Here is a 22,685-nt window from a genome sequence, read left to right as displayed (position 1 = left end):
GCAGTATTTATTACTGCGGCCTTTTTGTGCCTAAAAAGAATACATTGCCTAGATGTATTAGTGCTGATAACGTGATAAAACAAAACTACTTATAACTCCATGTTTGAAATTAAGGACAATAATGAACATTTTATTGGAAGATATCACCTCTGCTAATTACGAAGAGGTATGCGATTTAGACGTTACCGAAGCGCAACAAGAATATGTAGCGTGTAATATGTGGTCGCTTGTTGAGTCTCATTATAATGTTGGGCATACCTGTAAAGCTATTTACCAAAATAATGAGCCTGTAGGCTTTTTTATGTGGGTGCAAGAAACCCCTACAAAAGTTTCTATTTGGCGTTTTATGGTAGATGAACATCATCAAAATAAAGGTATTGGCCGCCAAGCACTTACCATGGCAATTGCAGAGATTAAAACGACTTCTAAGCTTGAACAAATCGAGATTTGTTATAACCCGAAAAACCCTGTTGCTAAGGATTTTTATTCTAGTTTTGGGTTTGAAGAAGTTGGCCTAGATGAAGATGAAGAAGATATGTTGGCCATTATTAATATAAAAAGTTAACCCAATTTTGTTTAGCGCGTTGCTTATTGCCATAAAAATTAGTGCTGAGTAAGATGTGGAGGATGTTGCAGTGCTAAATTTTTTAGCTGTGTAATGCATGAAAGCGCTAAGTCATGATATTCATCGTCACTATACAATATCTCGTTTAACAGATTAATAGATTGTATGAGTGCATTGTGCGCAGCACTTTGTTCGCCTAAAAAGTGAAGTGTGGAATAAAGGCGCTCTGTAAGAGAGGTAATTTGTATGATTTGCTGTTTATTCGCACAGTTATACATTTGAGCTAATAAGGACGCACTTTCAAGTGCACACCCCAAGTATGGCAATGCTTGTGCAAATTGGTATCGTTTAAACAGCGCTTCGCCACTTAGCTGTGCGTTTTGAATATCTATAATTGCTTGTTCTGGTTGACATAAAACATGTTGTTTGTGTCGAGCACATAAAAAAGGTAAGGCCATGGGGCGTTCCATATCTGTATATTTTTTAAGACTGTAAAACAGAAACCTCTAAAAACCAAATGATAATTGTTTTTATTTGTATTTGTGGGTTTGAAGCAGTTTGTTGTGTATACTAATGTCATTGTTTTGATTCTTATTTTTATAAAAACCGATATGAAAAACCCATTTTTAGCACTTCTTTTACTCAGTGGATTATCAGGCTGCAGTATAAACACAGTATCAGTATCTCAAAATTCATCCTTGTATAATTATGGGCTTTATAATGCAAAGGGTCAGCGAGTTAATTCAATATTGTCAGAGTCCACGCTTTTGAATGCCGATGTTGTTTTAGTCGGTGAATGGCATACACACCCCGGTGTGCACTTATTTCAGGCTCAGCTATTTCAGCAATTAAGCACACAAAATAAGCCTATTGCCTTATCGCTTGAGCAATTTAGTCGCGCTGATCAGCAAACACTAAACCTTTATCTTGAGAGTAAAATAGGTGAACAATACCTAATTGATAATACTAAGGCTTGGCCTAATTATAAGAGCGATTATCGTGCGTTAGTGGAATTGGCGAAGATACAAAATAGCGATGTAATAGCTGCAAATGCGCCTAAGCATATTGTTACCTGTATTGGTCGCCAAGGTATTAATTATATTAATAAACTCGACCCACAACAGCGTAGTTTTATTGCAAAAGAGATAGATACTTCTCCAAGCCTTTATAAAGAACGCTTTATGCAATCCATGCATCATGGAACGGCGAGTAAAAACGAAAAACTTTACGCCGCGCAAGTTACTTGGGACGAAACCATGGCTGAGTCTATCGTTAACTATATTAGTCAAAATAAGGGCACGCAGGTTATACATTTAGCTGGTGACTTTCATGTGAGAAATGGTGAAGGCATAGCGCGGGTAATTAAGCGAATTGCCCCAGAGCTTAATGTTGTATGGGTTTCGCCAGTATCAAAGGTACAATCTGAGCAAAGTGGTTATCAATTAGAAGTTAACGCTTTGCCTGCTCGCTATGTGCAAAAAGCACATCAACAAGCTGCATTTAAAGCTTTAGCCAAACGAGGGGAGAAAACACAGTGCCAATAATAGGTTGGCACTGTGTTTGTGTAATACACTTTTTAATATTTACTTAAGCGTAAATGTGCCTTTCATCATGGCGTAATGGCCAGGAAAAGAGCAAAAGAAAGTGTAATCGGTTCCGGCGGTTAAGCCGCTGGTTTTAAAAGTAACGTCGGTTGTTTTACCGCCGCCAATAATGTCTGTAGCACCAATCACACGACTATCATTAGGCTTTATGTAGTGGTTGCTAAGCCCTGCAGCGTTGCCATCTGTGATAATACCTTGCATGTTTTAATCGTAGATAGCACCCAGTTATGACCCATTACATTGGCAGGTAATTTACCGGTGTGGCAAGGGCGTGTTGATCTTTGATGGTTGAATTTGCAGCAGTGTGTTTGGTTTTTAGGCAAGACAGAGCCTATGAAGTGTGGTTATTCCACATAAATAGGCGATAACGCAGCATAAATACCAAACATGCGCTGTCCTTCGGGTTCTGCCTAGGGGCGATAAACTCATTGTTGCTCGATTTTTACTTAGCCCACCAGGTTACAAATCTCGCGCCGCGACTTAATCGCCCCTAGATTGAACAAATTCCAATCCGCAAAGTTCAACACGCCCTATGCTTTACGGTCACTTGCTTACAGCTTTTAGGGGCGCTTAGTGTTTTAGTTGAAAACTGCATCATATCGTTTGCATCTATATTTAGTGTGCATTCGTCTGCATATGCAGCATTGGTACTCAGTAGCAGTGTAGTGCTTAGTAAGGCTATTAATTTTTTCATACTGTCTGTGCTAGTTGGTTTGAGCTGTTTCGAGCTTGATTTGTTAAGGCTACAAGTGCTTTTCGCACGGCTAATGGGCTATCGCACTCGTTCGCAAAATTAATAAAGTAATTACGCTTGTGGCTTTGTATATAAAAGCCTGTGGGTAGTAGGCCGCTCATTATTGGGGTGTTATCGGCTACGTTATAGTGCTGCATTAATATCAGCGACATAGCATCTTGATGATCTTCATTCATATGAGTGATCATGCTTTGCTGCTGGCTTTCATCCCACTTTTTAGGCTGAGCTTGCCACTCGTTTTGCTCAAGCCAAAATATTTTTCCAAAACCGCCAATATAACGCACCCGTACTACATCTAATTGCCAAAGCTGAAAATCATGCGCATTGCGATAGCTTGCAGCCTCAGGGTACAAAGCTATATATTTATCAAGTAGCACTTCGCTTTGCTCTTTTGCCACAATAGAGCCATCACCTACGAGTGTTACTCGCCCATGTTCGTTTTGATCGCCATAATCGGCGGCATCAAAAATAGTCAGACTCATGCGTGAGTCCTGTTTTAAATTTTTGGTATGCTGAGCTATGTCACTAATAAAAAAGTAGATGCGACCTTGTTCGTCACACATATAAGGTGTAACAGAGCCAAACGGATAGCCGCGTAAATTATTTGAAATGGTCGACATTACGCCGGCATGGGTTTTAAAAACGAGCGTACGTGCGTCGTTTAATGCTTGTTCTCTCATGAAAACTCCTGACGTTGAGAAAAAACCATGGGCGCATCGTTATAAGGGTGAGGGTTAACGTGCAATTTCATGGCGTACATTTGTTGTAAGTTTTGTGCTGTTAAAACGGTATTTATAGATCCGCTTTGCAGCACTTTTTGGTTGTGTAATAAAATAGCGTTGGTTGCATAAAGGCTTGCTAAATTAAGATCGTGTATAGCAATAATGGCGCTGTTTCCTTGCTCTACAAAGGTTCTAACACAGCTAAGTAAAGCATGTTGATGACGCATATCTAGCGCTGATGTTGGCTCATCGAGTAACATTAATTTAGGCTCAGTTTGCGCAGTAAAAGCATCTAACTGGGCTAATGTGCGCGCCATATGAACACGCTGTTGTTCGCCGCCTGAAAGCGCACTCATTCGACGTGTTAGGTAATGGGTTAAATCCATAAGTGAGGCATATTTTTGAACTTTATTGGCTTGTGTTTTAAGAGACTCTGTATAGGGATAGCGACCCATAGCAATGAGTTCAAATACACTAAAATCAAAGCCAACATGGTTACTTTGCATCATTACAGCGCGCTTGCTAGCTAATTGCTCTTTAGAAAATGAATGCAAAGGCTTGGTATTAAATAGTATATCTCCCTCAAAGGGATGCATGCCTGCCAAAGTATGCAGTAAGGTTGATTTACCTGCACCATTTTCGCCTATCAGAGCGACAAGTTGTCCTGCTTGGATATTGCCGCTAATACCCTCTAAAACACGATGCGTGTTAAAGCCTATATTGAGGTTGTTAAACGTGATCATGACCAATCTCGCTTATTTTTAATGATTAAATATATAAATAGTGGAGCCCCAAGTAACGCCGTTATAATGCCTATCGGCAGCTCCGCAGGCATAACAACCAAGCGTGCTAACCAATCTGAAAGTAGCAACACAATCACACCTAAAAGCATACAAAGTGGCAGCATATTTCGTAAGTGTGGGCCAACCATGAGGCGTGCGATGTGAGGGACAACTAAACCAACAAAGCCAATTAAACCTGTTAGCGCAACCACCGCACCAACACCCAATGCAACTAATATAATGACGTATAATTTAAGCTTGCTGGTATCGACGCCTAAGTATTGAGCTTGTGATTCACCGATAAGAAGTAGATTCATTGGCTCTTTTAATCGCCATAGCCCGATAAGGCTCAGTAAAAGCAAAGGACTCGCCTGTTTTATATTATCCCAGCTCGCACCGCCTAATGAGCCCATGGTCCAATAGTTAATTAACCGCAGTGCGCTGTCATCGGCATAAAAACTTAATAGCCCAATAACAGCGAATGCCAATGCATTAATGGCGACACCGACTAATATAAGTGTATTTATATTAATTTGTTTTTGTTGTTTTGAGACTAAATATACCAGCGACGTTACTGATAGTGCGCCCAAAAATGAGGCATACGGTAAGTAGTGTTGGGCGTTAAAATTAAATTGTGCACTAAGGGCGATAAAAGCAACCGCGACCATTGCAGCGCCTGCGCTTATACCAATAATAGAGGGATCAGCAAGCGGGTTACGACACAGCGCTTGGGTTGCAGCCCCTGTTTGTGCAAGTACTAACCCCACCATCACTGCAAGTACAAAACGAGGCAGGCGTATTTGTGTAACCACATTGATTTGTAGCGCATCAAATTGACTAAAATGTTCAGGAGCTAGCCATGCAATCGCTAAACGCCAATCCCATCCTGCTGCTCCATAACCTATGCTAAGTAATGCTAAAGCAAAAATGCAGCCATAACTTAATAGCATCCACTTATGCGGATTACTGAGTGTTATGGCGTTAAAACGATTCAAAGTTAACGTGCTCATAAGCGTGTTTTATACTCATGCAATGCTTGAATCGCAGTTGCAATACGCGGCGACATGCCCAGTGAAAGTAAGCTGTCCATGACCAGTAACTGACACTCTTGCGCTGCTTTTAATAAACGTAGTGTAGGTTGCTTACAAAAGGCTTGTTTCCCACCAAGGCTTTGCACAACATGCGCTGGCGCCACTAAAAAATCGGGCTGACTTACAGCCAGTACTTCACTGTTAATTGCTTTAAAGCCTTTATGCGTAGCAGCTATATTGGTAATGCCCGCATAATTAAACAGTAAGTTGGGCACCGTTTCTTGCCCTGCTGCGACGAGCCCACGCTCATTAGCTGAAAGTAAAAATAAAGCGTTGTGAGTCTGTGTTTTTGCTTTAGTAGGTAACGATTTTTTTATTTTAGTAATCAGATTTTGAGCTTTTAGGTTTGCATCTAAATCACTACCAAGGTGCTTAATTAGCGCAAGCAGTTCATTTACAGATGTCGGTTTTTTATAGTGAATAACCTTCACTCCGGTCGCTTCTATTTGCTTTAACGCCTGCTCTCTTCCTGCACCTTCAAGTGCAAGTAACAAAGTTGGGCGCATTGAAAGCACTCCCTCTGCGGCTAGATCTCGATAGTAGCCTACCTGTGGCAACTGTGTTGCTTGTTGCGGATACATACTTGATTGGTCAACCGCTACTAAACTATTTTGTTTTTCTAGTGCGTAGATTATTTCAGTTAATGTGCCGCCAGCACTGATCACACGGTCTTTCGCGAGTGCTGATTGAGTGGCTAAAGCCAGAAAAAAAATTAGGTACTTCATAACAAACTCCGATTTTATTTTTTAGTATTATAACCATTTTAATCTAAATGAAAATGATTATCATAATCAATTGATCTTGTTTTGGGTTAGTTGTACCATTTAAAAGTAAATAATAACTATTATCATTTGGAGTGGAGATGAATCCCTTTTCTTTTAAATTTACAGCATTAGCCTCTTTGTTAATTAGCTCTGGTAGCGCACTGGCCGAAAATGTTATTGACGATCATATTGTGGTTAGTGGCTCTCGTTTTGAACAAAAGCTTGAAGATGTGACTGGCTCAGTAACGGTTATTACCGAACAAGATATTGAGCGTCAGCTCGCTGTAGATTTACAAACTATGTTTAAATACGATCCAAGTATCTCAAGTACTGGCAGTGGCGCAGGCGCGCAAACATTAACTGTACGGGGTGTTGGTGGCAATAGAGTTGTTTTTATTAAAGATGGAAGACGCACAAACGATGGCTACGCTGGCGGCGGCGGTTATTTAGTGGGTCGAAACTACTTTGATGTTGCAGGTGTTAAACAAGTTGAAGTTGCAAAAGGGGCGGCATCATCGCTATATGGTTCTGATGCACTAGGGGGGATTGTAGTAATAACAACTAAAGACCCGAGTGATTATTTAGCGGATCAACAAAGCTTGGTAAAAGTAGCGTTAGGCTACCAAGGCCAAAGTAATCAGGTTGCTGCTGATATTACAGCAGCAAAAGATTTAGGTGACTTTGCTATTAGCGCTGTTTATAGCCATCGCGATAGTGAAGAAGTACAAAATTACGTTGAAGATTTACCAGGTTACGATGCCCGCTCGGACGCTTTGCTGCTTAAAGTTGAGCAAAAGCTTGATGAAAAACGCACCCTTAAGTATACCTTAGATTACTTTAATCAAACGACAGAACAAGTAATCTCTCCATCCATTCAAGAAACCGAAGACGAAGACACAAATATCTCATTTGGACTCGATTATGATTCAGATATGGCAACAGCTATATTTGATAAATGGTATGGGCAACTATCTTATAGTCGATACGAGCAACAAAGTGACCAAATAAGCGCAGCTAGAAATTACATCGATTATAATGACTACGGGTTTGAGCAAGATATTCTAGGCCTAAAAGCGGTATTTAGTAAGGAAGTTAAAGGAGTAAATACCGAGCATGAATTTGTTTATGGAGTAGATATTGATTTATATGATACTACTCGACCACGCTTAAAAACCCGTGTATTAAATGATGGTACTGTTGATTTTACGAATGAAAAACAAAAAGCATTTCCTGGCGCCGATACTTCTTTAGTTGGTGTATATATGCAAGACAGTATTAAATTTAATGAGACTGATTGGTCGTTAGTTGCGGGTATTCGTTACGATTATTATGCACTTGAAGCAAAAAAAGATGCGCTATACGCTGACATCGAGCTTGATGATATTACCGAGTCTGCGTTTTCACCAAAGCTGGGTGTGATTTATCAGGTAGACGATAATTTATCTTGGTATGGGCAATATGTTCGAGGCTTTAAAATACCGCCACATGACCAAGCTTATCAAAGCCATGGTGTTGAGCCATTTTATCAAATATTACCAAACGCAGATTTAGACCCTGAAAGCAGTGACTCATTCGAGATCGGATTAAGATACGCAAGTAGCGATATTAGTGTAAATCTAAGTACTTTTTATGCTGCCTATGATGACTTTATCGAAACAACAATCGCGGGTGTTGAACCAACTTATATTCCTAATGTAAATAAAACATTTTACCAATATCAAAATATTAGCGAAACCCAGATCAGCGGTGTAGAAGCTGGTATTGCTATGTATGTTACCGACGATATTTTATTAGAAGCCAATGTTGCTTACGTAGATGGTGAAAACAAAGACTCTGACCAGCCACTCACTAGTATTAGCCCGTTAAATGGTTCTATATTAGTAAGCACTGAGTTTGGCAATGTTAATTGGACCGCTGCTTGGCGTTTAGCTAAGGCGCAGTCTGATGTAGTACTTGATACTAATGGTAATAAAACAACACAAGGTAACGGTTATGGTGTTGTTGATTTATATGCAAATTATCAGTGGCAAGCATGGCAAATGAATGTAGGTTTACTTAACCTACTCGATAAAGAGTACGTACCGTTTGAACTTATTGCTGGTCAATCCAAAGGTACTGATTTTAGCCAATATAGCCAACCAGGACGTAATGTTTCGGCTCGGATAAGCTATCAGTTTTAATTAATATTAAAAGTTGTATATATACCAATCGGCATAAATATCTGAATAATTTAACGGATTGAATTTTTTTATGTCTAAGCTGATTGGTATATAAAGCACTAGAAAACACTGCGTATTGCACCATAGTGTAAAGGGGGTTTACGTCTCTATAATTTTTGTACTGCTCATATATTTCAATAGCACTATGCATGCATTTTCAAAAGAGTGCGTTTAAATCAATATTGGTTTACTAAAGGCACTTATGGCATGCGTATTCAACACCAGAAACCTAAGCTAATTATAAAAAGGAGATATCAGCTCGAACAGGTTACATCACTCATATCAAAAGTATGCGTTAAACCATCAGAATTTTTATCAATTACTATCAGATTATTCTTTTCAATGTAAAACGTATATTCGCGCATCCAATTGAGTTTAGCAATTCGCTTTAGCTCATAACGGCCAAATGCTAGCGGGCAATTTAAATACGCATAATGGTAGGCTTTCCCCATTGCCCCAGGGTCTGCGGTGTAAATATAAATAGTACGATCAGTAAACGTGCTTTGTTTGTGAATATAATCAGGCGTTGATAATGAAGAACCATTGACTAAAATCCCTAAACACAAAAAAGGAATTTGTATTACACCGACTAATGTAAGAATGATATAGAACAACCACTGGGCTATTTTATTTTTAATTATGCTTTTAATTTTTTTAGGTTTGGTGAAAAGCAATATTAAACCCGTAATTACCAACACTAATTTTATATAAAGTAGATTATGGCTTAATGTATCCATAAGCCGTGGTGAGTGCCAATTTAACCCCCATAGCGCTCCACCATGCATGCTTTCTAGGAATGGTAACAATAAACATGCAGAAATAAGAAAAATAATTAACGAGCTATTATTGCTGCTTGTATCCATTTATTTTTGTCCTTTAAATCTAACCGGAGTCGCTGTATTTTAGTGTGATATTTATAACATGTTTTATAATACAGCGTACCTAAAATGTCATAATGCAGACAGCTATTTTATGATATGAAAGTGACTGTAAAGGGGGTTAACAGCGGCTATGTATTATACAAAAAAATAAAAAAAGCGCCTTAACCACTACATTAAGACGCTTTGGATGAAAAACTATAAATAACTAGACGTTAAAATAGCTAATCGGGACTATGAAATTGTTAGAATTGATAGGCCAATGACATCTTAAATTGAGTAGGCGCACCTGGGTAAACCCATAATGCGTTGTAGCTACTTTGGGCATATTCTTCATCAAAAATGTTGTTAACACTGATATTTAACTTGGTGCGCTCGGTTAAATTTACTTGTCCAAAAATGCCAACTAATTGATAACTCGGTAAGTTAAATGTTAAATCGGCGGCATCGCCTAATCGTTCACTGGTGTACTGATAACTAGCCCCTAGCTCAAGCTCTTTACCAAGAACGACCGTTTGATGGCTAAGCGTTAGATTTAAGTTATTTTTAGGCACATTTACTAATGGGCTGCCTTTTTTGATTGGCACGCCCCAATCAGCATTTATTATGTCGTTTGCAGTACTGGCATCTATATAAGCGTAAGATAAATTAAACTTTGTATCATCAGTAATGTAAGTACTTAAATCGAGTTCAACACCTTTACTGTTTGCTTTACCAATAGGCGCTGAAAAGCCAACGTTTACAGGGTCGGCTACTAACATATTACTTTTAGTGGCATCAAATAATGCCAGGGTACCCGCTATGCCTTGGTAGCTAAATTTAGCGCCTACTTCAATTGAGTCACTGTATTCAAAGCCAAATGGGTCGCCACTTGCATCTGTGCCACTTAATGGTAAAAAGCCTTCAGAGTAACTGCTGTATAAGGTTACAGCGTTGTTTAGCTCGTATACTAAGCCTATTCGCGGGCTTACCTGGCTCTGTGAGCTACTTGAAAGCACAGCACTTTTGGTTTCTAAAATGTCTTGATCTACGCTATCGAACCTAAGGCCAACTAATAGCTTAAATTTATCAGTCAGATCCATTTGATCTTGAACGTATATACCATAAGCATCTTGTTGTTCGTTGTTTTCGTAGAGTAAACCTACTTCAGGACGCGCAACGTTATAATTAGGTTGATAAATATCAATTGTGTAGGTGCCGTTACCGCCGCGATAACGATAAAGTCCAGTGCGTAAGTCGTATTTGTATGCGTCGGCTCCCATTAATAAATGATGGGTAATGCCTGCGGTATCAAAATGCCCGCTTAGCTCAAATTTAAGGCTGGTATCATCAACTTCATAATCGCGGTAGCGCTGTTGGCGGGTAAGTGTGCGGCCATCATCGAATAATGATTGGCGCGAGGGTGCAAGTTCAGCATCAGACGAAAACCCAGTTAGTGTAGAGCTGCGGTAGTTTGCGCCTACAACGAGTGACCATTCATTGTTTATATCATGATTTAAAGTCACTTGGTGACCACGAGAATATACTTGCGTGTCACCATCGTTTGGATTGCCTAAATAGCGTGAGCTAGGAACAGTATTAAAATTATCATTAAGTACAACAACCCCACGGTCAAATAGCTGGGCTAAATCAACGTATTCAAATTCATAAGTGATGCTGGTTGAAGCGTTTATTTGATGATAAATAGATGGCGTAATCACCTTTTTATGGGTGTACACCTCATCGCGGTAGCTGTCGCTATCTTGCCATGCGCCATTTATTCTAAATGCTGTGTTATCGTTAATGCCGTTTGTATAGTCACCTTCAACGCGATTAAAATTATCACTACCTAAGCTAAGTTTTAGCTCACCCTGTTGCTCAAATTGAGGTTTTTTGGTTACGATATTTACTGTACCGCCGGGTTCTGAGCGGCCATAAAGTGCAGAGCCTGGGCCTTTTAATACTTCAATGTACTCAATGTTTGATACATCACGAGGGCCGCTGAATCCGCGTCCACCGCTAAAACCATTAATTAAGTAACCCGATGGCATGTTTTCGTTACCCGATAATCCACGAATCGAAAAGCTATCCCATAATGCGCCACTGTTATTTTTACGTGAAATACTGGCAGAAAAATCCAGCGCATCTTGTAATTGAGTTATTCCTTTTTGATCAAGTATCGCGTTATCGAGGGTTTCGATTGATTGTGGCATTTGCTTTTGAGGAATATCGCCTCGGTAAGCTTGTTTATATGTAACCGCAATTTTCTCTATTGGTTGACTTTGGGCAAGGCTTTGTGCGCTTGCACTTAAGCAGGCTAAGTAAATTAATGAGTACTTCATAAAATGCTTTTTAGTAACGTTATATTATAACCAAAACTATAGCATGTGTTACTTTATAACAAAATGTTTTTTTGCGCTCTATGTGTGCGTCTAATTTTTACACTAGCGACTATGCAGCTATCACGTTAAGATGGATAAAAATAACACAATAAGAACAATATAATGTTAACAAAAACAAATGCATTAATTTACTTTTTAGCGTTTAGTAGTGGCTTTAGTATTATGGGAATAGAGCTATTAGGTGGGCGAATTTTAGCGCCTTACTTTGGCAGTAGTGTGCATATCTGGGGCAGTATTATTACTGTATTTATGCTTAGCTTATCATTTGGGTATTTACTGGGGGGAAAGCTGTCTATTCGTCATCCTTCGTTGACCAAATATGGGTTAATCTTTTTAGTTGCCAGTATTATGGTACTACCCATTGCTTTGTTTGCTGAGCCAATTATGGCATTTATTTTTTCGCATATTGAAGACAGTCGCTATGGCTCGTTACTCGCCTCAACCGCGTTATTTTTTATACCCACCATTATTTTAGGCATGATCTCGCCCTACTCTGTACGTTTGCTGGTTACCAATAGTGAGCGCAGCGGCCAAGTGGCTGGCGGCCTTTATTTTGTAAGTACCTTAGGCAGTGCGCTGGGCACCATTATTACCTCTTTTTATATGGTACTGGCGTTTGATGTTAACACCATTATTTTAGGTTTTGCTGGTGTGTTAGGCACGCTTGGGCTAATTGCTATTAGCTTTGATAAACTTAAAGTGCGAGAGGTCGTTTATGCACAAGCTTAAATTATTGTTTATTAGTATAATGGCGCTGCTATTTTCAGCTCATAGTATGAGTAATGTGGTGCATAAAGAGCGCTCTTTATATCGAAATTTACTCGTTGAAGAAACTGGCGATTTACGCTGTTTAAAGTTTGATGAAAAAACCCGACAAAGCAGCCAAAGTTGCATGTACATTAGCGACCCTAAAAAACTGGTATTTAATTATACTAAGTTGGCTTTTTCTAGTTTATTACTGATTGATAACCCTAAAAATGTGCTCATTATTGGTTTAGGTGGCGGTACGCTTTCTAATATGATTCATGAGCTATACCCAAAGGCACACATTGAAAATGTTGAAATAGATCCTTCGGTAATTAAAGTGGCGCGCGATTATTTTAACTTTATAGAAACCGATAACGTAACTACTAAAGTACAAGATGGGCGTATTTTTATTAAACGTGCGGCGCTTAAAAGTCAGCAATTTGATTGGATTATTTTAGATGCGTTTAATGGCGATTACATTCCTGAGCACTTACTCACAAAAGAGTTTTTTGAAGAGATAAAAAGCGTATTAGCCGAAGGCGGAATTGTGGCTGCTAACACGTTTTCATCAAGTAAACTCTATGAGCATGAGTCGGCAACCTATCATGCGGTATTTGGCGATTTTATTAATGTAACAGCCAATAATAATAGTAACCGTATTATTTTAGCCGGTTATAACAAAACCCCTACAGAGCAACAAATAGCACAGCGGGTTAAGCAACTAGCTCCGTTACTTGCCCCTTATGATGTCGATATAGAGGCAATTAGCCAACGTATGTTTTTCACTAAAGATGGTAAGGACTGGCCAAGTGATACTAAGGTGCTGACTGATCAATACTCTCCCGCTAATTTACTTAACTTTTAGCGGCTGATATCACATGGTCACTTATATCCGGTGACCCTAGGGTATTATTAAAAAGATAATATTTTAAGGAAACGGCAATGCACATTCACTTTATTATTCATGAACATTTTGAAGCGCCAGGCGCTTATGAAGCTTGGGCTAAAATGAATGGCCATACGTTGTCTTATACCCGTATTTATTTAGCTGAACCCTTACCTCAGCATACCGATGATATCGATTTTTTAATCGTAATGGGTGGGCCACAATCGCCCGCTACATCGCTTGCAGAATGCCCTTATTTTGATAGCAAAAAAGAACAAGCCTTTATTGCCAGTGCGATCACGGCAAACAAAGTGGTGTTAGGCGTTTGTTTGGGGTCGCAATTAATTGGTGAAGCGTTAGGCGCGACTTATCAACCTAGTCCAGAAAAGGAAATTGGTAAGTTTGCAATTACCCTCACTGATGCAGGTTTGAATCATCCGTTATTTAGCCATTTTGGCAGTGGCTTAATGTGGGGCATTGGCATAACGATATGCCAGGGCTGACTGCTACGGCCAGTATTATTGCCTATAGCGAAGGTTGTCCAAGGCAAATAGTCGCTTATAGCGATTTAGTATTTGGTTTTCAATGCCACATGGAATTGACCACCGAGGTGGTTACCCTCCTTATTGCCAACGATGATTTAACCAATGCCCATAATTACCGCTTTGTTGAACAGCCCGAAAAGCTCTTAAGTCACGACTATAGTGAAATGAACAATAAGCTTTATACTTTCTTAGATAAGCTTGCCGTACACTATTTATCTAAATAATACTTATTTACGTGAAGTTAAAATACCAAATATTTACTTAGCCTGCTAACTAATGCTAAAATTTGCTGGATATTCACAAGCAAGAGTTCCTATGAGTAGCACTATTCCTTTTCATGAAACACTCGATTTAACCTTATGCGGCAATATGGGCCGAGTGCACCGCTTATGTCGAGAAGCGGTGACACTGGCGGTTGAACCCTTAGGTTTAACTCAGTCGCGCTGGACGGCAATGATTCACTTACATCATTTACCTTTAGGGGCAACACAGCAAGCGTTGGCGACCAGTTTAGGTATTGAAATGCCCTCATTAACGCGCACCATTAAGCAATTAGAGCAGCAAAATCTGGTTATTCGACAAGTTGATGAACACGATAAACGCAGTAAAAAATTGTACTTTACCGATGAGGGTATAAAGTTATTAGAACATTTAAAAGAGCTAACAAGCGATATTAAACAGCGTTTATATGCCGGTTTAAGTACTGAGCAACTTGATGGTATGGCGCACAGTTTAGTGCAAATGGAAGAAAACGCGCGGCGTTGTATTGCAAGCTTATCTGGAGATAAATAAGTATGACACCTGATCAAAAATTTGCCCGCTACGTTAAAGTTTCGCTTGTTGGTTTTATTGTTGTCTTTTTTTATTATATTGTTGCCGATGTGTGGTTGCCGGTTACGCCACAAGCACGGGTTTATCATCCGGTTGTGCAAATATCACCGCAAATAAATGGCCGTGTTACCGATGTATTGATCAGTAATAACCAAGCGGTTAAAGCGGGTGATGTATTATTTGAGATAGATAAAAATACTTACCAACTAGCACTTGAGCAAGCACAGCTTGCCCTTGACGATGCTAAACTTCAAAATAAACGCCTTGATACCAATGTAAAAGCGCTTGAGGCACAAATAAGTGCAGCTAACGCTAAATTGCATGAGCAGCAGCTATTAAAAAAGCGTGGCGAAACGCTTTATAAACAAAACTCTATTTCGGAACAAGAGCTTGAAAGCATTCGTGCAAATTTTGCAGCAAGCCAATCTAATTTAGCCGCCTTTGAAGCACAGCTCGCTGAAGCAGTTTTAGCGCGTGGCGACTCGGGGCAAAATAATTTAGCATTGCGCCATGCGGCCAATCAGTTAGCGCAAGCCGAGCTTAACTTATCCTATACGCAAGTGCGTGCTTTAAGTGATGGTGTAGTGGCTAATTTACAGTTACTTGAGGGTTCCTATGCTGTTGCGGGTAAGCCATTACTTGCTATTGTGGCAAGAAAAGCAGATTTAGTGGCTGATTTTCGTGAAAAGTCACTATTAAATATGCAGCCAGGCAGTTTAGCAAAAGTAGTGTTTGACAGCCGACCAGGTGAAGTATTCGACGCTAAAATTGAAACCTTCGAAGCAGGTGTTAGTGACGGGCAACTTAGTGCGAATGGATTACTTAGCACCACCGAAACCAGCAACCGCTGGGTTCGTGACGCTCAGCGTCAACGTATTCATTTAGTGCTGCCAAATAACACTCAGCTTATAAATAATATGCCCAGTGGTGCGCGTGCCACTGTGCAGTTACTTCCACAATCGGCTATAGGTCAATGGTTGGGATCAGTACAGATCCGCTTTATTAGTTGGTTACATTACATTTATTAGTGGGGCGAGTAATGACACAACATGTTAGCCAAGCGCCACAACTCGATTCAAATGGCTTACGCCAAGCGCTGCGGATTGCCGGTGGTTGCACTATTGGTTTTACTTTGTGCAAGTTAATGAATTGGCCCAATGGAATATTTTTTACAGTTTACCCTATGTTATTACTCGGTTTAGTGCCAAGTATTAACAAAGGCGTGATCCGTCAATTTGTTGCCAGTGCTGCCTACAGTGCGTTTATAGTGCTTATTTTACAGGGCTTATTTTCACACTTGCCGGTGTTAATGACGCTCATTATTTTTGCCAGCTTTTGTATATTGTTTTACTTAATGAGCTCTGGTGGTGCGTTTTTATTTGGTGCGTTAGGTGCGGTGAGTTTATCGATTCAGTTGCACTTTGCCAGCCATGTTGATCAAGGAAGCAGCATTTACCCGCTTATTTTAAGTAATGGTATGGCTATTTTTATTACTATTATTATTGCGCTCTTGATGCATGGTTTGTTTCCTGATGTGACAGCGCGGCCCATGCGGGCTGTGCCACACAAGGATAAAGAAAGTATTCGTCACGAGGTGTTGCTATGCGCTAGCGTTGCGACTTTATCATTCGTGGTTTTTCAGGTACTTGACTTACAAGATTCAATTTCGGCGCAAGCGGCGTCTATTTTAATTTTGTTTTCGTTGTGTTTTAAGGCTGCGGGCACCGCAAGTTGGCAACGTATTATTGGTACACTGATAGGCTGTAATGCTGCCTTAGTTGCGCAATTGTTTTTGTATAACCATACTGACGTTTTGCTTTTTCCGGTGGCTATATTATGGATTTTGTCTTTTATATTCAGTCGTTTTCATATTTTAGGCGGTGGTCCACCGGGTGTTGGGTTTGGGGTATTAACCACGTTTGGCATTTTATTTGGTCAGTCGTTAGGCCCAGGGCAAGATTTAATATACAGCGCCATGTATCGATTTAGCTCGGTGGCTGTTGCAGTAACAGTAAGCTTAAGTGCAGTGTATGTAGTGCATCGAATCCTCAACCGATTTAGCGTCACCCGCCATCATACTTATGATTAAATTAAAGGCTGCATCCGCAGCCTTTTTATATACTTAACCACAGTACAGGTTACTAAAGTTATAGCTTAATATTACCGCGTAGGGCTTTGGTTTGGCCGTGTTTGGTTTTTTTGTCCATGCGTTTACGCTGTGAGTTACGGCTAGGTTTGGTAGCACGACGTGCTTTATTAACCTTAGTGGCGCTTAAAATTAAATCTTTTAGCCGTTTTAATGCATCTTCCCTGTTGAGCTCTTGGGTGCGATGGCTTTGCGCTTTAATAACCAATACCCCTTCTTTGGTGATCCTTGAATCTTTTAAAGCAAGTAATCGTTCTTTATAAAAGTCAGGTAATTTAGAGCGATTAATATCAAAGCGTAAATGTATAGCACTGGCTACTTTATTAACATTTTGCCCGCCTGCACCTTGTGAGCGAATAGCGCTGAGCTCTACTTCCCATTCATCTATGGTTACGGTATTTGAAATAGTTAACATAGTGCCCCGCTCTTTTTGCAAAAAATGTATTATATCATCAGTACATTGACTTGTGGTGAATCAAGCGGTCATTGCTATTTACAGTCTAATATTTGTTAAATAAACACATAAAAACTAATTTATTCTACACTTACTATATTGCTTTTTAATTCGCTTTAATTATATGAAAAAAATATCTATTTTAATGTTTTTGGTGTGTATGCTCGCTATTTCATATGCTGTTTATGCTAAATCATCACAAACATTTAGTGCTGGTGTAATTGCACAAGAACAAGTTTATCCAATCAAAGTATTAGCTTTGGGTGATTTTCAGCGTTGCTTTGTTGTTGCTGCGCAAAAAGAAGATGCTCTGTATTCTGCGTGTTATATCAAAAAGAGCGCGCAATCGATTTGGGTTGCTGAATCTGCGGGAGCGCGTTGTGAAATAAAATGTGAGTCGCATTTAAACAGTGATGGCAAAACACAGGTGCAGTACTTTACTACTGATTTATAGTAAAAATGCTGTGCCAAGGTTTCTTTATCGCGGTGGTGAGCCCTTTTATTTGTTTAATCACTTGCGTATCACAAGCTGTTTGCTTTGCATTATTAGGTCCTGACAGCATCAAATAGTGGGCTTTACCTTTTATTGCTCGTTCTGCTATGAACAGTGATGGGTTTTCCCTTAGTAGTTTTTTGTTAACGGATTTTTTAGAGGTATATGCACCATACTGGCAAAAATAAGTCTCAGTATTTTTGGTTTGCATATCGCTCCACTCCCCTATTTTTCGCCACTGTGGTGAGGCATATCGCCTTGCATCAACCATAAAGCTACCATGAAGCGCTGGTATTGAATAAACATCATTAATGGTTTGTTGTGCTTTAGCTGCATTGTTATATGGGCCTGCAACGAGGTAATAGCTATCACGACGTTCATGCTTATATAACTGCAAAGCATAGGCTGCTTTATCAATTTTATTCGCAACAGTAAGTGCCGATTGAAACTTTTTGAATACGCCTAATTGCACAAAATAAGGTGTTTGTTGGTTTGATTCAGCCGCTATTGTAGCTTGTTCAGTTAAGGTATCAGCGTTATTTGTGTATACAATAATATCTTGCAATATTATGGTATCGCCGCTTTTTTCAGTGATGACCTGCTCAGGAAGATTTTTTATAGTTATGTTTTCTGAGAGTTGCTCATTTTTTTCTATTTCAAGTATATAATTTCCTTGAGAAACATTGGGGAAATAATAATAACCATCATATTCAGTGACCGTTGAATAATGCTTTTCGCCGTCTTTTTCTTTAAGTACAACCGTCAGTCCTGCGATAGGTTTACTCTTTTCATTGCTCGATAGATAAATAGTCCCCTCAACCTCGTTGTAGACCACTAAAGGAATATTTACTTTGGTTTGTCCGCCTCTATGAGCCAATGTTTTAATTTTTCCTAAAGAGGGCTGCAAGTAAGGATTAGACAACGAGCGTAAATTAACATCTAAAACCTGGCCACCGTAACTGCTTGGTAGCAAGACCTTTCCGTCATTATTGGTGTATTTATCTCGCCATAGGTAGTTGCCAGTAAAATTAACGTCTTGAATTGGCTCATCGCCTTGGTCAAAGATTTCATTTTCATTCCAATCTATGAACGAACTAACTTCTATTTGCCCGGAATTTAATGAGCGAGGAGTGTCAAAGTTAAAGTCTGCTTCTAAATGATCAAAACTAAATGTGCCATTTAAACCTAAAGATAAGCGCCAATCTCCTTGATTATCAACTTGCCCTGATACTTGTATATTAAATATCTCATGGCGGTAAGTATATTGATGATTTAAAAGCGTACTTGCCGCAGAGTTAGACTGATACGTCAGCTGGGTTTGATTAAAGGTACTTTGTGTTTGTGGCCAGCGTAAACTACTTCTCAAACGAGTGAGTTCTGCGCCATTATTAGCCTGCCAATCTAAGGTGTTGGTCCATTTCCAAGAGGCAATATCTATTGAAGAATAAAGCCGGTTTATTAGGTTATTGGTATCGTCATCATAAAATAGTTGGCTTGACCATGTTCCTGCGACATAACTTTTATTGATGCCTAATGAGAACCGATTTTTAGTGTTAGTATTTTTACGTACTTCATTGTTCCACCTCATATTCCAGTTAAGGGAGTTAAAAAAATCAGTGCGGCCATTGAGGCTCAGTGACAGCCTATTTTTGAGTGAGTTCTCTTTTGCTACAAATAAAGCGCTAGAAAAGTTATTAAGGGCACTGTATTCAACATTAACATTGATATCGTTATAAAGTTTATTAGAAAGTAGGCCTCTAAAACCGGCAAAATAAGCATAGCCAGCATCGAGTTGTTTTGTGGCTAAAAAACGGTAACTGCCGTGATCTGTAAGTGTGTTTAGCCCAGATGATAGGTAGCTGCTGTTATTTTGTTCAGTTTGCAAATGAGTAATTTGAGCGTCATAAGTAATAAACTCACTAATGCCATAAGAGAGATTACTTTTAAAGGCATTACTCATCGCCGTTGAGGAGTTACTGGATTGATTAAAAACGCTTTTATCTGTTTCTAAAAACTCCACCTGATAGCTTATTTTTCCGGGCGATAGTGCGTCTTGCCCTATTGTATATTTTTGAGTGCGTGTAATTTGCTCACCCTGTGAGCCAAAAAGTTTAATTTCAAAGATATTGTTGCCGTAAAAAGTTTCAACATCGGTAAATCGAACCAAATTTTCGTCGTTAGCTTGAGTCGTGGCAATAAATTGGCCATTTCGATGCAGCTCTGCTTGCCAGCCCGGTAGTGCCGGTTCTTCAATGGTGATAGTTGAAAAATTTTGTGCCGAATGCGGGTTAGCATTTGAAATATAAAATCCCCGGCCTTGGTTTGAGCTAGTAATAAGCTGATCTGACTGAGATTGAATATCTCCCAATTGGTAGTGAATGCGTGCCAGTGAGTGATCTTGTTCACTTAAGTTAAAGTCTTTAGTTATTTTTAAAAAGGTATTAGCGGTGTTTTCGTTTTTGTTGAATCGTAGTTCAGCTCGATGATGAAATAAGTCAAAGTAGCTATTAAGTCTGAGTAGTCCCTTATAACGATTATTAGACGATTTATAGCTTGCTGATAGCGAATATTCAGACACGGGGTAGGTTAGCGCTTGGTATTGGTCGTCTATAAAGTGGTCGTATTGCAGTGCTTTGGACTTAATTTTTTTTGTAATACCACTCGTTACTTGGTTGTTATTATAAGTAAGCAAGTTACTAGAAAATGAAACCTGCATCAGTGAGTAATCAAAGCGCGAGTCGGTATTTAAAAGTGTATTTATAACAGATAAATCAACATAGTGGTCGTAGTCATCGACAGCCCACAATGAAACATTTTCTGAGGGGGCTAAAGTTGAGGAAAGCTCAGCATTCAGCACCTGCTCACTTGAGTCAACGTTAGCAGACAGTGTATTTTGTGACACGTTTAAGCTAATTCCCATGGTCGATTTCAGGCCGCTTATGGGAAGTAGCAACTTATTTGATTTTGAGTAGTAAGCTTCTAAGTCGGAGACAACTGAGCGCCCATTTACCCTGACATTTATAATCACAAAAGACTCCTCATCAATAGGCCATTGATAAAGAGTCGGTAACTGCTTTGCGATGATTGCTTTGGGTACAATTAACAGTAATGTACAAAGTAACAAGCGAGCCGTTATACCATAGTATAAGGCATTAATGTGTAGCATTTGTTATTTGATATTAATAGGGATCGCTAACTCGATTTTACCGCCGTAAAGCTCGTTTTCTTTGTAATTGAGTGTCACAGGCCCTGTCACAGGGGCTTGTAAAGTGATGTATACCTTGCGACGTGATAAAGGGGTATAAACGGCCACATTGGCTATTTCACCAATCATTACATTATTCTCATCGACTAATTCAAAGTTTCCATACACAGAGCGATTCCCTGTGAGTGTTTGCCAAAATGTTAGAGTCGGACGCCCATTTTGAGTAATTAATTGCGGGTTTATTAATTCTGAGTCAGCCTCTAATTGGCCATGACGAACAATAACAGGCACGCTGTAAGCAACTTTAGGTCTAATGCTTATTCCATCAATGTCGGGGTTTTGTGACTCAGAGGCTATGATTTTAAGCACCGCCCTATATTCGCCTACAGCAAGCTCAGCTTTTTTGCGAACGGTCATTCTGATAGCTTGCATCCCTTTTGGGGCAATAGTGCCGCGACGTGGAGAAAACCGTAGCATGTTTTTGGCAGAGCGTCCTTCAACTTGTTGCGGAGTAACATCTATAAGTGCTCCTTCTTCGGTCATATCTTTATGGGTAACAACAAGTTTAAAATCGAGATTTTTATTAGAGGTATTTCTGATAAGTAGTGAATTATTTTTAGTACGTCCATCAAAGTATAAACGGTATTCAGACAGCGCAAGGTTGGCACTACAAATTTCAGGTAGTAAAAGAGTTAGGCAAAGGGCGGCCCAACAAAAAAGTTTAAGAATCATGGGACAACTCAACAACATGATAATAAAAAGTGGAGCGCGTTGCTCCACACATTTTATTTTTAATGCGCAATTGCGCAAAAAAATAAACTGAGGCTAACTAAGTAAGTTAGCCTCAGCTTTCATAGTCTTATTGGAAAGACACATCTACAGTGTAATCTACAGTGTAAGCAGCGCCCGCTGTCAGTGTAGAATCAACTGTCATATCACCATATACACTAACAGTAATATCGGTTGCACTTGCATCAGTAGTGAAAGCAGACGCAACATTGTCAGCAGTTGTTACACTGGTTGTGCCATCTGTAGCCGTTGTTACTGGAACAAAAGTTAAGTTAGTGCCTGTGCTTCCAGATACAGTAATATTCATTGCTGAATTTGGCGCTAAACCAGATACAGTAATTCCACCTAATTGAATGTTTGCATCTGACGCATCACAGTCACCCGATACAGCGCCTGCATTATCCATCGTACAGGTTGAGCTTGTAGATAAGCGAATTTTACCAAAGTGCAGTGGGCTATCTTCTGCAAAAGTAGGCTCAGTCCAACCATTTACACTTGCTTGAAATGTTTGGTTAGATGCAAGTAAAGAAGTTGATGAAATTGCTAGCAAAGCGGAAGCAGCAAAGATTTTTTTATTCATAGTTTTTCCATTTTTAAAAATTATTATTTTTTTACTTCCGTGCAAATTAGTTTTGAGGGTTATCTCAGTCCATTGTTTCGGATTTAAACACAATTGTTATCAAAATGAAATCTTTTGTTAACATTAAGGCTTTTTAAAAGAGATAATTAGTATGAAGTTATTAATTTTGACCAGCAAAATGCAACAAGAAAAATAGCACCGATGTTAATTATTTTTTAACGCTAGAGGGAGTTATTTTAAGGCATAGTC

The 22,685-nt window shown here is 39.4% G+C and carries 21 protein-coding genes and 2 pseudogenes; 10 read left to right on the top strand and 13 right to left on the bottom strand.

Features of this window, described 5'->3' with window-relative positions; all coding sequences use genetic code 11:
• Positions 1-121 precede the first annotated feature (121 nt).
• Positions 122-565 (top strand): GNAT family N-acetyltransferase, encoded by a 444-nt coding sequence (locus QL984_RS14380; protein ID WP_033103202.1) that lies wholly within the window; start codon positions 122-124, stop codon positions 563-565.
• A 38-nt stretch (positions 566-603) separates the two neighbouring features.
• Here the strand turns inward: QL984_RS14380 and QL984_RS14375 are convergent, their stop codons facing one another.
• A complete protein-coding gene (locus tag QL984_RS14375) occupies positions 604-1,023 on the bottom strand; it encodes a hypothetical protein (protein ID WP_036955543.1) in 420 nt (139 codons plus the stop codon).
• A 105-nt stretch (positions 1,024-1,128) separates the two neighbouring features.
• Here QL984_RS14375 and QL984_RS14370 point away from each other — a divergent pair, with 105 nt between their 5' ends.
• Positions 1,129-2,109, top strand: a complete 981-nt coding sequence (locus QL984_RS14370; RefSeq protein ID WP_235190269.1) for a ChaN family lipoprotein — start codon at positions 1,129-1,131, stop codon at positions 2,107-2,109.
• A 39-nt stretch (positions 2,110-2,148) separates the two neighbouring features.
• Here QL984_RS14370 and azu read toward each other — a convergent pair.
• The 6 genes and pseudogenes from azu to QL984_RS14340 all read right to left on the bottom strand — a co-directional run.
• Positions 2,149-2,432, bottom strand: a pseudogene (gene azu, locus QL984_RS14365) (azurin); the annotation flags it as partial.
• Positions 2,433-2,689: 257 nt separating this feature from the next.
• Positions 2,690-2,863 carry a hypothetical protein gene (locus QL984_RS14360; RefSeq protein ID WP_235190268.1) on the bottom strand — a complete coding sequence of 58 codons (174 nt, stop codon included), beginning with the start codon at positions 2,861-2,863 and terminating at the stop codon, positions 2,690-2,692.
• Entirely contained in the window at positions 2,860-3,603 is a 744-nt protein-coding gene (locus QL984_RS14355; protein ID WP_036955541.1) for a DUF2470 domain-containing protein, read from the bottom strand. The genes QL984_RS14360 and QL984_RS14355 overlap by 4 nt, the downstream gene beginning before the upstream one ends.
• Positions 3,600-4,388 carry a heme ABC transporter ATP-binding protein gene (locus tag QL984_RS14350; protein ID WP_051894367.1) on the bottom strand — a complete coding sequence of 263 codons (789 nt, stop codon included), beginning with the start codon at positions 4,386-4,388 and terminating at the stop codon, positions 3,600-3,602. The genes QL984_RS14355 and QL984_RS14350 overlap by 4 nt, the downstream gene beginning before the upstream one ends.
• On the bottom strand, positions 4,385-5,437 hold the full coding sequence (locus QL984_RS14345) for an iron ABC transporter permease (RefSeq protein WP_024602445.1): 1,053 nt from the start codon (positions 5,435-5,437) through the stop codon (positions 4,385-4,387). Before QL984_RS14345 ends, QL984_RS14350 begins: the two co-directional genes overlap by 4 nt.
• Positions 5,434-6,243, bottom strand: a complete 810-nt coding sequence (locus QL984_RS14340; RefSeq protein WP_036955535.1) for an ABC transporter substrate-binding protein — start codon at positions 6,241-6,243, stop codon at positions 5,434-5,436. The genes QL984_RS14345 and QL984_RS14340 overlap by 4 nt, the downstream gene beginning before the upstream one ends.
• Before the next feature lie 137 nt (positions 6,244-6,380).
• Here QL984_RS14340 and QL984_RS14335 point away from each other — a divergent pair, with 137 nt between their 5' ends.
• Positions 6,381-8,462 carry a TonB-dependent hemoglobin/transferrin/lactoferrin family receptor gene (locus tag QL984_RS14335; protein WP_036955532.1) on the top strand — a complete coding sequence of 694 codons (2,082 nt, stop codon included), beginning with the start codon at positions 6,381-6,383 and terminating at the stop codon, positions 8,460-8,462.
• A 293-nt stretch (positions 8,463-8,755) separates the two neighbouring features.
• Here the strand turns inward: QL984_RS14335 and QL984_RS14330 are convergent, their stop codons facing one another.
• Both QL984_RS14330 and QL984_RS14325 read right to left on the bottom strand, forming a co-directional pair.
• Positions 8,756-9,364: a hypothetical protein gene (locus QL984_RS14330; RefSeq protein WP_036955530.1), complete on the bottom strand. Its 609-nt coding sequence runs from the start codon at positions 9,362-9,364 to the stop codon at positions 8,756-8,758.
• Between the two features lie 260 nt (positions 9,365-9,624).
• Positions 9,625-11,700: a TonB-dependent siderophore receptor gene (locus QL984_RS14325; protein WP_036955527.1), complete on the bottom strand. Its 2,076-nt coding sequence runs from the start codon at positions 11,698-11,700 to the stop codon at positions 9,625-9,627.
• A 162-nt stretch (positions 11,701-11,862) separates the two neighbouring features.
• Here QL984_RS14325 and QL984_RS14320 point away from each other — a divergent pair, with 162 nt between their 5' ends.
• The 6 genes and pseudogenes from QL984_RS14320 (at position 11,863) to QL984_RS14295 (ending at position 16,858) form a co-directional block, all read left to right on the top strand.
• Complete coding sequence (locus tag QL984_RS14320) at positions 11,863-12,489, top strand: fused MFS/spermidine synthase (protein ID WP_036955524.1); 627 nt, start codon at positions 11,863-11,865, stop codon at positions 12,487-12,489.
• Complete coding sequence (locus QL984_RS14315; protein ID WP_036955522.1) at positions 12,476-13,372, top strand: fused MFS/spermidine synthase; 897 nt, start codon at positions 12,476-12,478, stop codon at positions 13,370-13,372. Before QL984_RS14320 ends, QL984_RS14315 begins: the two co-directional genes overlap by 14 nt.
• Positions 13,373-13,449: 77 nt before the next feature.
• Positions 13,450-14,162, top strand: a pseudogene (locus QL984_RS14310) (type 1 glutamine amidotransferase).
• Positions 14,163-14,253: 91 nt separating this feature from the next.
• On the top strand, positions 14,254-14,730 hold the full coding sequence (locus QL984_RS14305) for a MarR family transcriptional regulator (protein WP_008110790.1): 477 nt from the start codon (positions 14,254-14,256) through the stop codon (positions 14,728-14,730).
• Positions 14,731-14,732: 2 nt separating this feature from the next.
• A complete protein-coding gene (locus tag QL984_RS14300) occupies positions 14,733-15,797 on the top strand; it encodes an HlyD family secretion protein (protein WP_036955517.1) in 1,065 nt (354 codons plus the stop codon).
• 11 nt (positions 15,798-15,808) lie between these two features.
• Positions 15,809-16,858, top strand: a complete 1,050-nt coding sequence (locus tag QL984_RS14295; RefSeq protein ID WP_013462802.1) for a DUF2955 domain-containing protein — start codon at positions 15,809-15,811, stop codon at positions 16,856-16,858.
• A 58-nt stretch (positions 16,859-16,916) separates the two neighbouring features.
• Here QL984_RS14295 and arfB read toward each other — a convergent pair whose 3' ends face one another.
• The gene (gene arfB, locus QL984_RS14290) at positions 16,917-17,330 is read right to left on the bottom strand and encodes an alternative ribosome rescue aminoacyl-tRNA hydrolase ArfB (protein ID WP_028834645.1); all 414 of its coding nucleotides are present in this window, start codon (positions 17,328-17,330) and stop codon (positions 16,917-16,919) included.
• Positions 17,331-17,493: 163 nt separating this feature from the next.
• Between arfB and QL984_RS14285 the strand changes: the two genes are divergently transcribed.
• The gene (locus QL984_RS14285) at positions 17,494-17,823 is read left to right on the top strand and encodes a hypothetical protein (protein ID WP_036955515.1); all 330 of its coding nucleotides are present in this window, start codon (positions 17,494-17,496) and stop codon (positions 17,821-17,823) included.
• Here the strand turns inward: QL984_RS14285 and QL984_RS14280 are convergent.
• The 3 genes from QL984_RS14280 to QL984_RS14270 form a co-directional block, all read right to left on the bottom strand.
• Entirely contained in the window at positions 17,810-21,028 is a 3,219-nt protein-coding gene (locus QL984_RS14280; RefSeq protein WP_036955513.1) for an SdrD B-like domain-containing protein, read from the bottom strand. The genes QL984_RS14285 and QL984_RS14280 overlap by 14 nt on opposite strands.
• A 3-nt stretch (positions 21,029-21,031) precedes the next feature.
• A complete protein-coding gene (locus QL984_RS14275; protein ID WP_232311369.1) occupies positions 21,032-21,799 on the bottom strand; it encodes a hypothetical protein in 768 nt (255 codons plus the stop codon).
• Between the two features lie 127 nt (positions 21,800-21,926).
• Complete coding sequence (locus tag QL984_RS14270) at positions 21,927-22,436, bottom strand: hypothetical protein (RefSeq protein WP_036955510.1); 510 nt, start codon at positions 22,434-22,436, stop codon at positions 21,927-21,929.
• Between the last annotated feature and the right edge of the window lie 249 nt (positions 22,437-22,685).

The organism is Pseudoalteromonas sp. APC 3495 (genome assembly GCF_030407645.1).
GTDB classification, from domain to species: domain Bacteria; phylum Pseudomonadota; class Gammaproteobacteria; order Enterobacterales; family Alteromonadaceae; genus Pseudoalteromonas; species Pseudoalteromonas tetraodonis.
The sequence above is the reverse complement of the archived record's forward strand: the minus strand, read 5'-3'. Positions and strand labels throughout refer to the sequence as shown.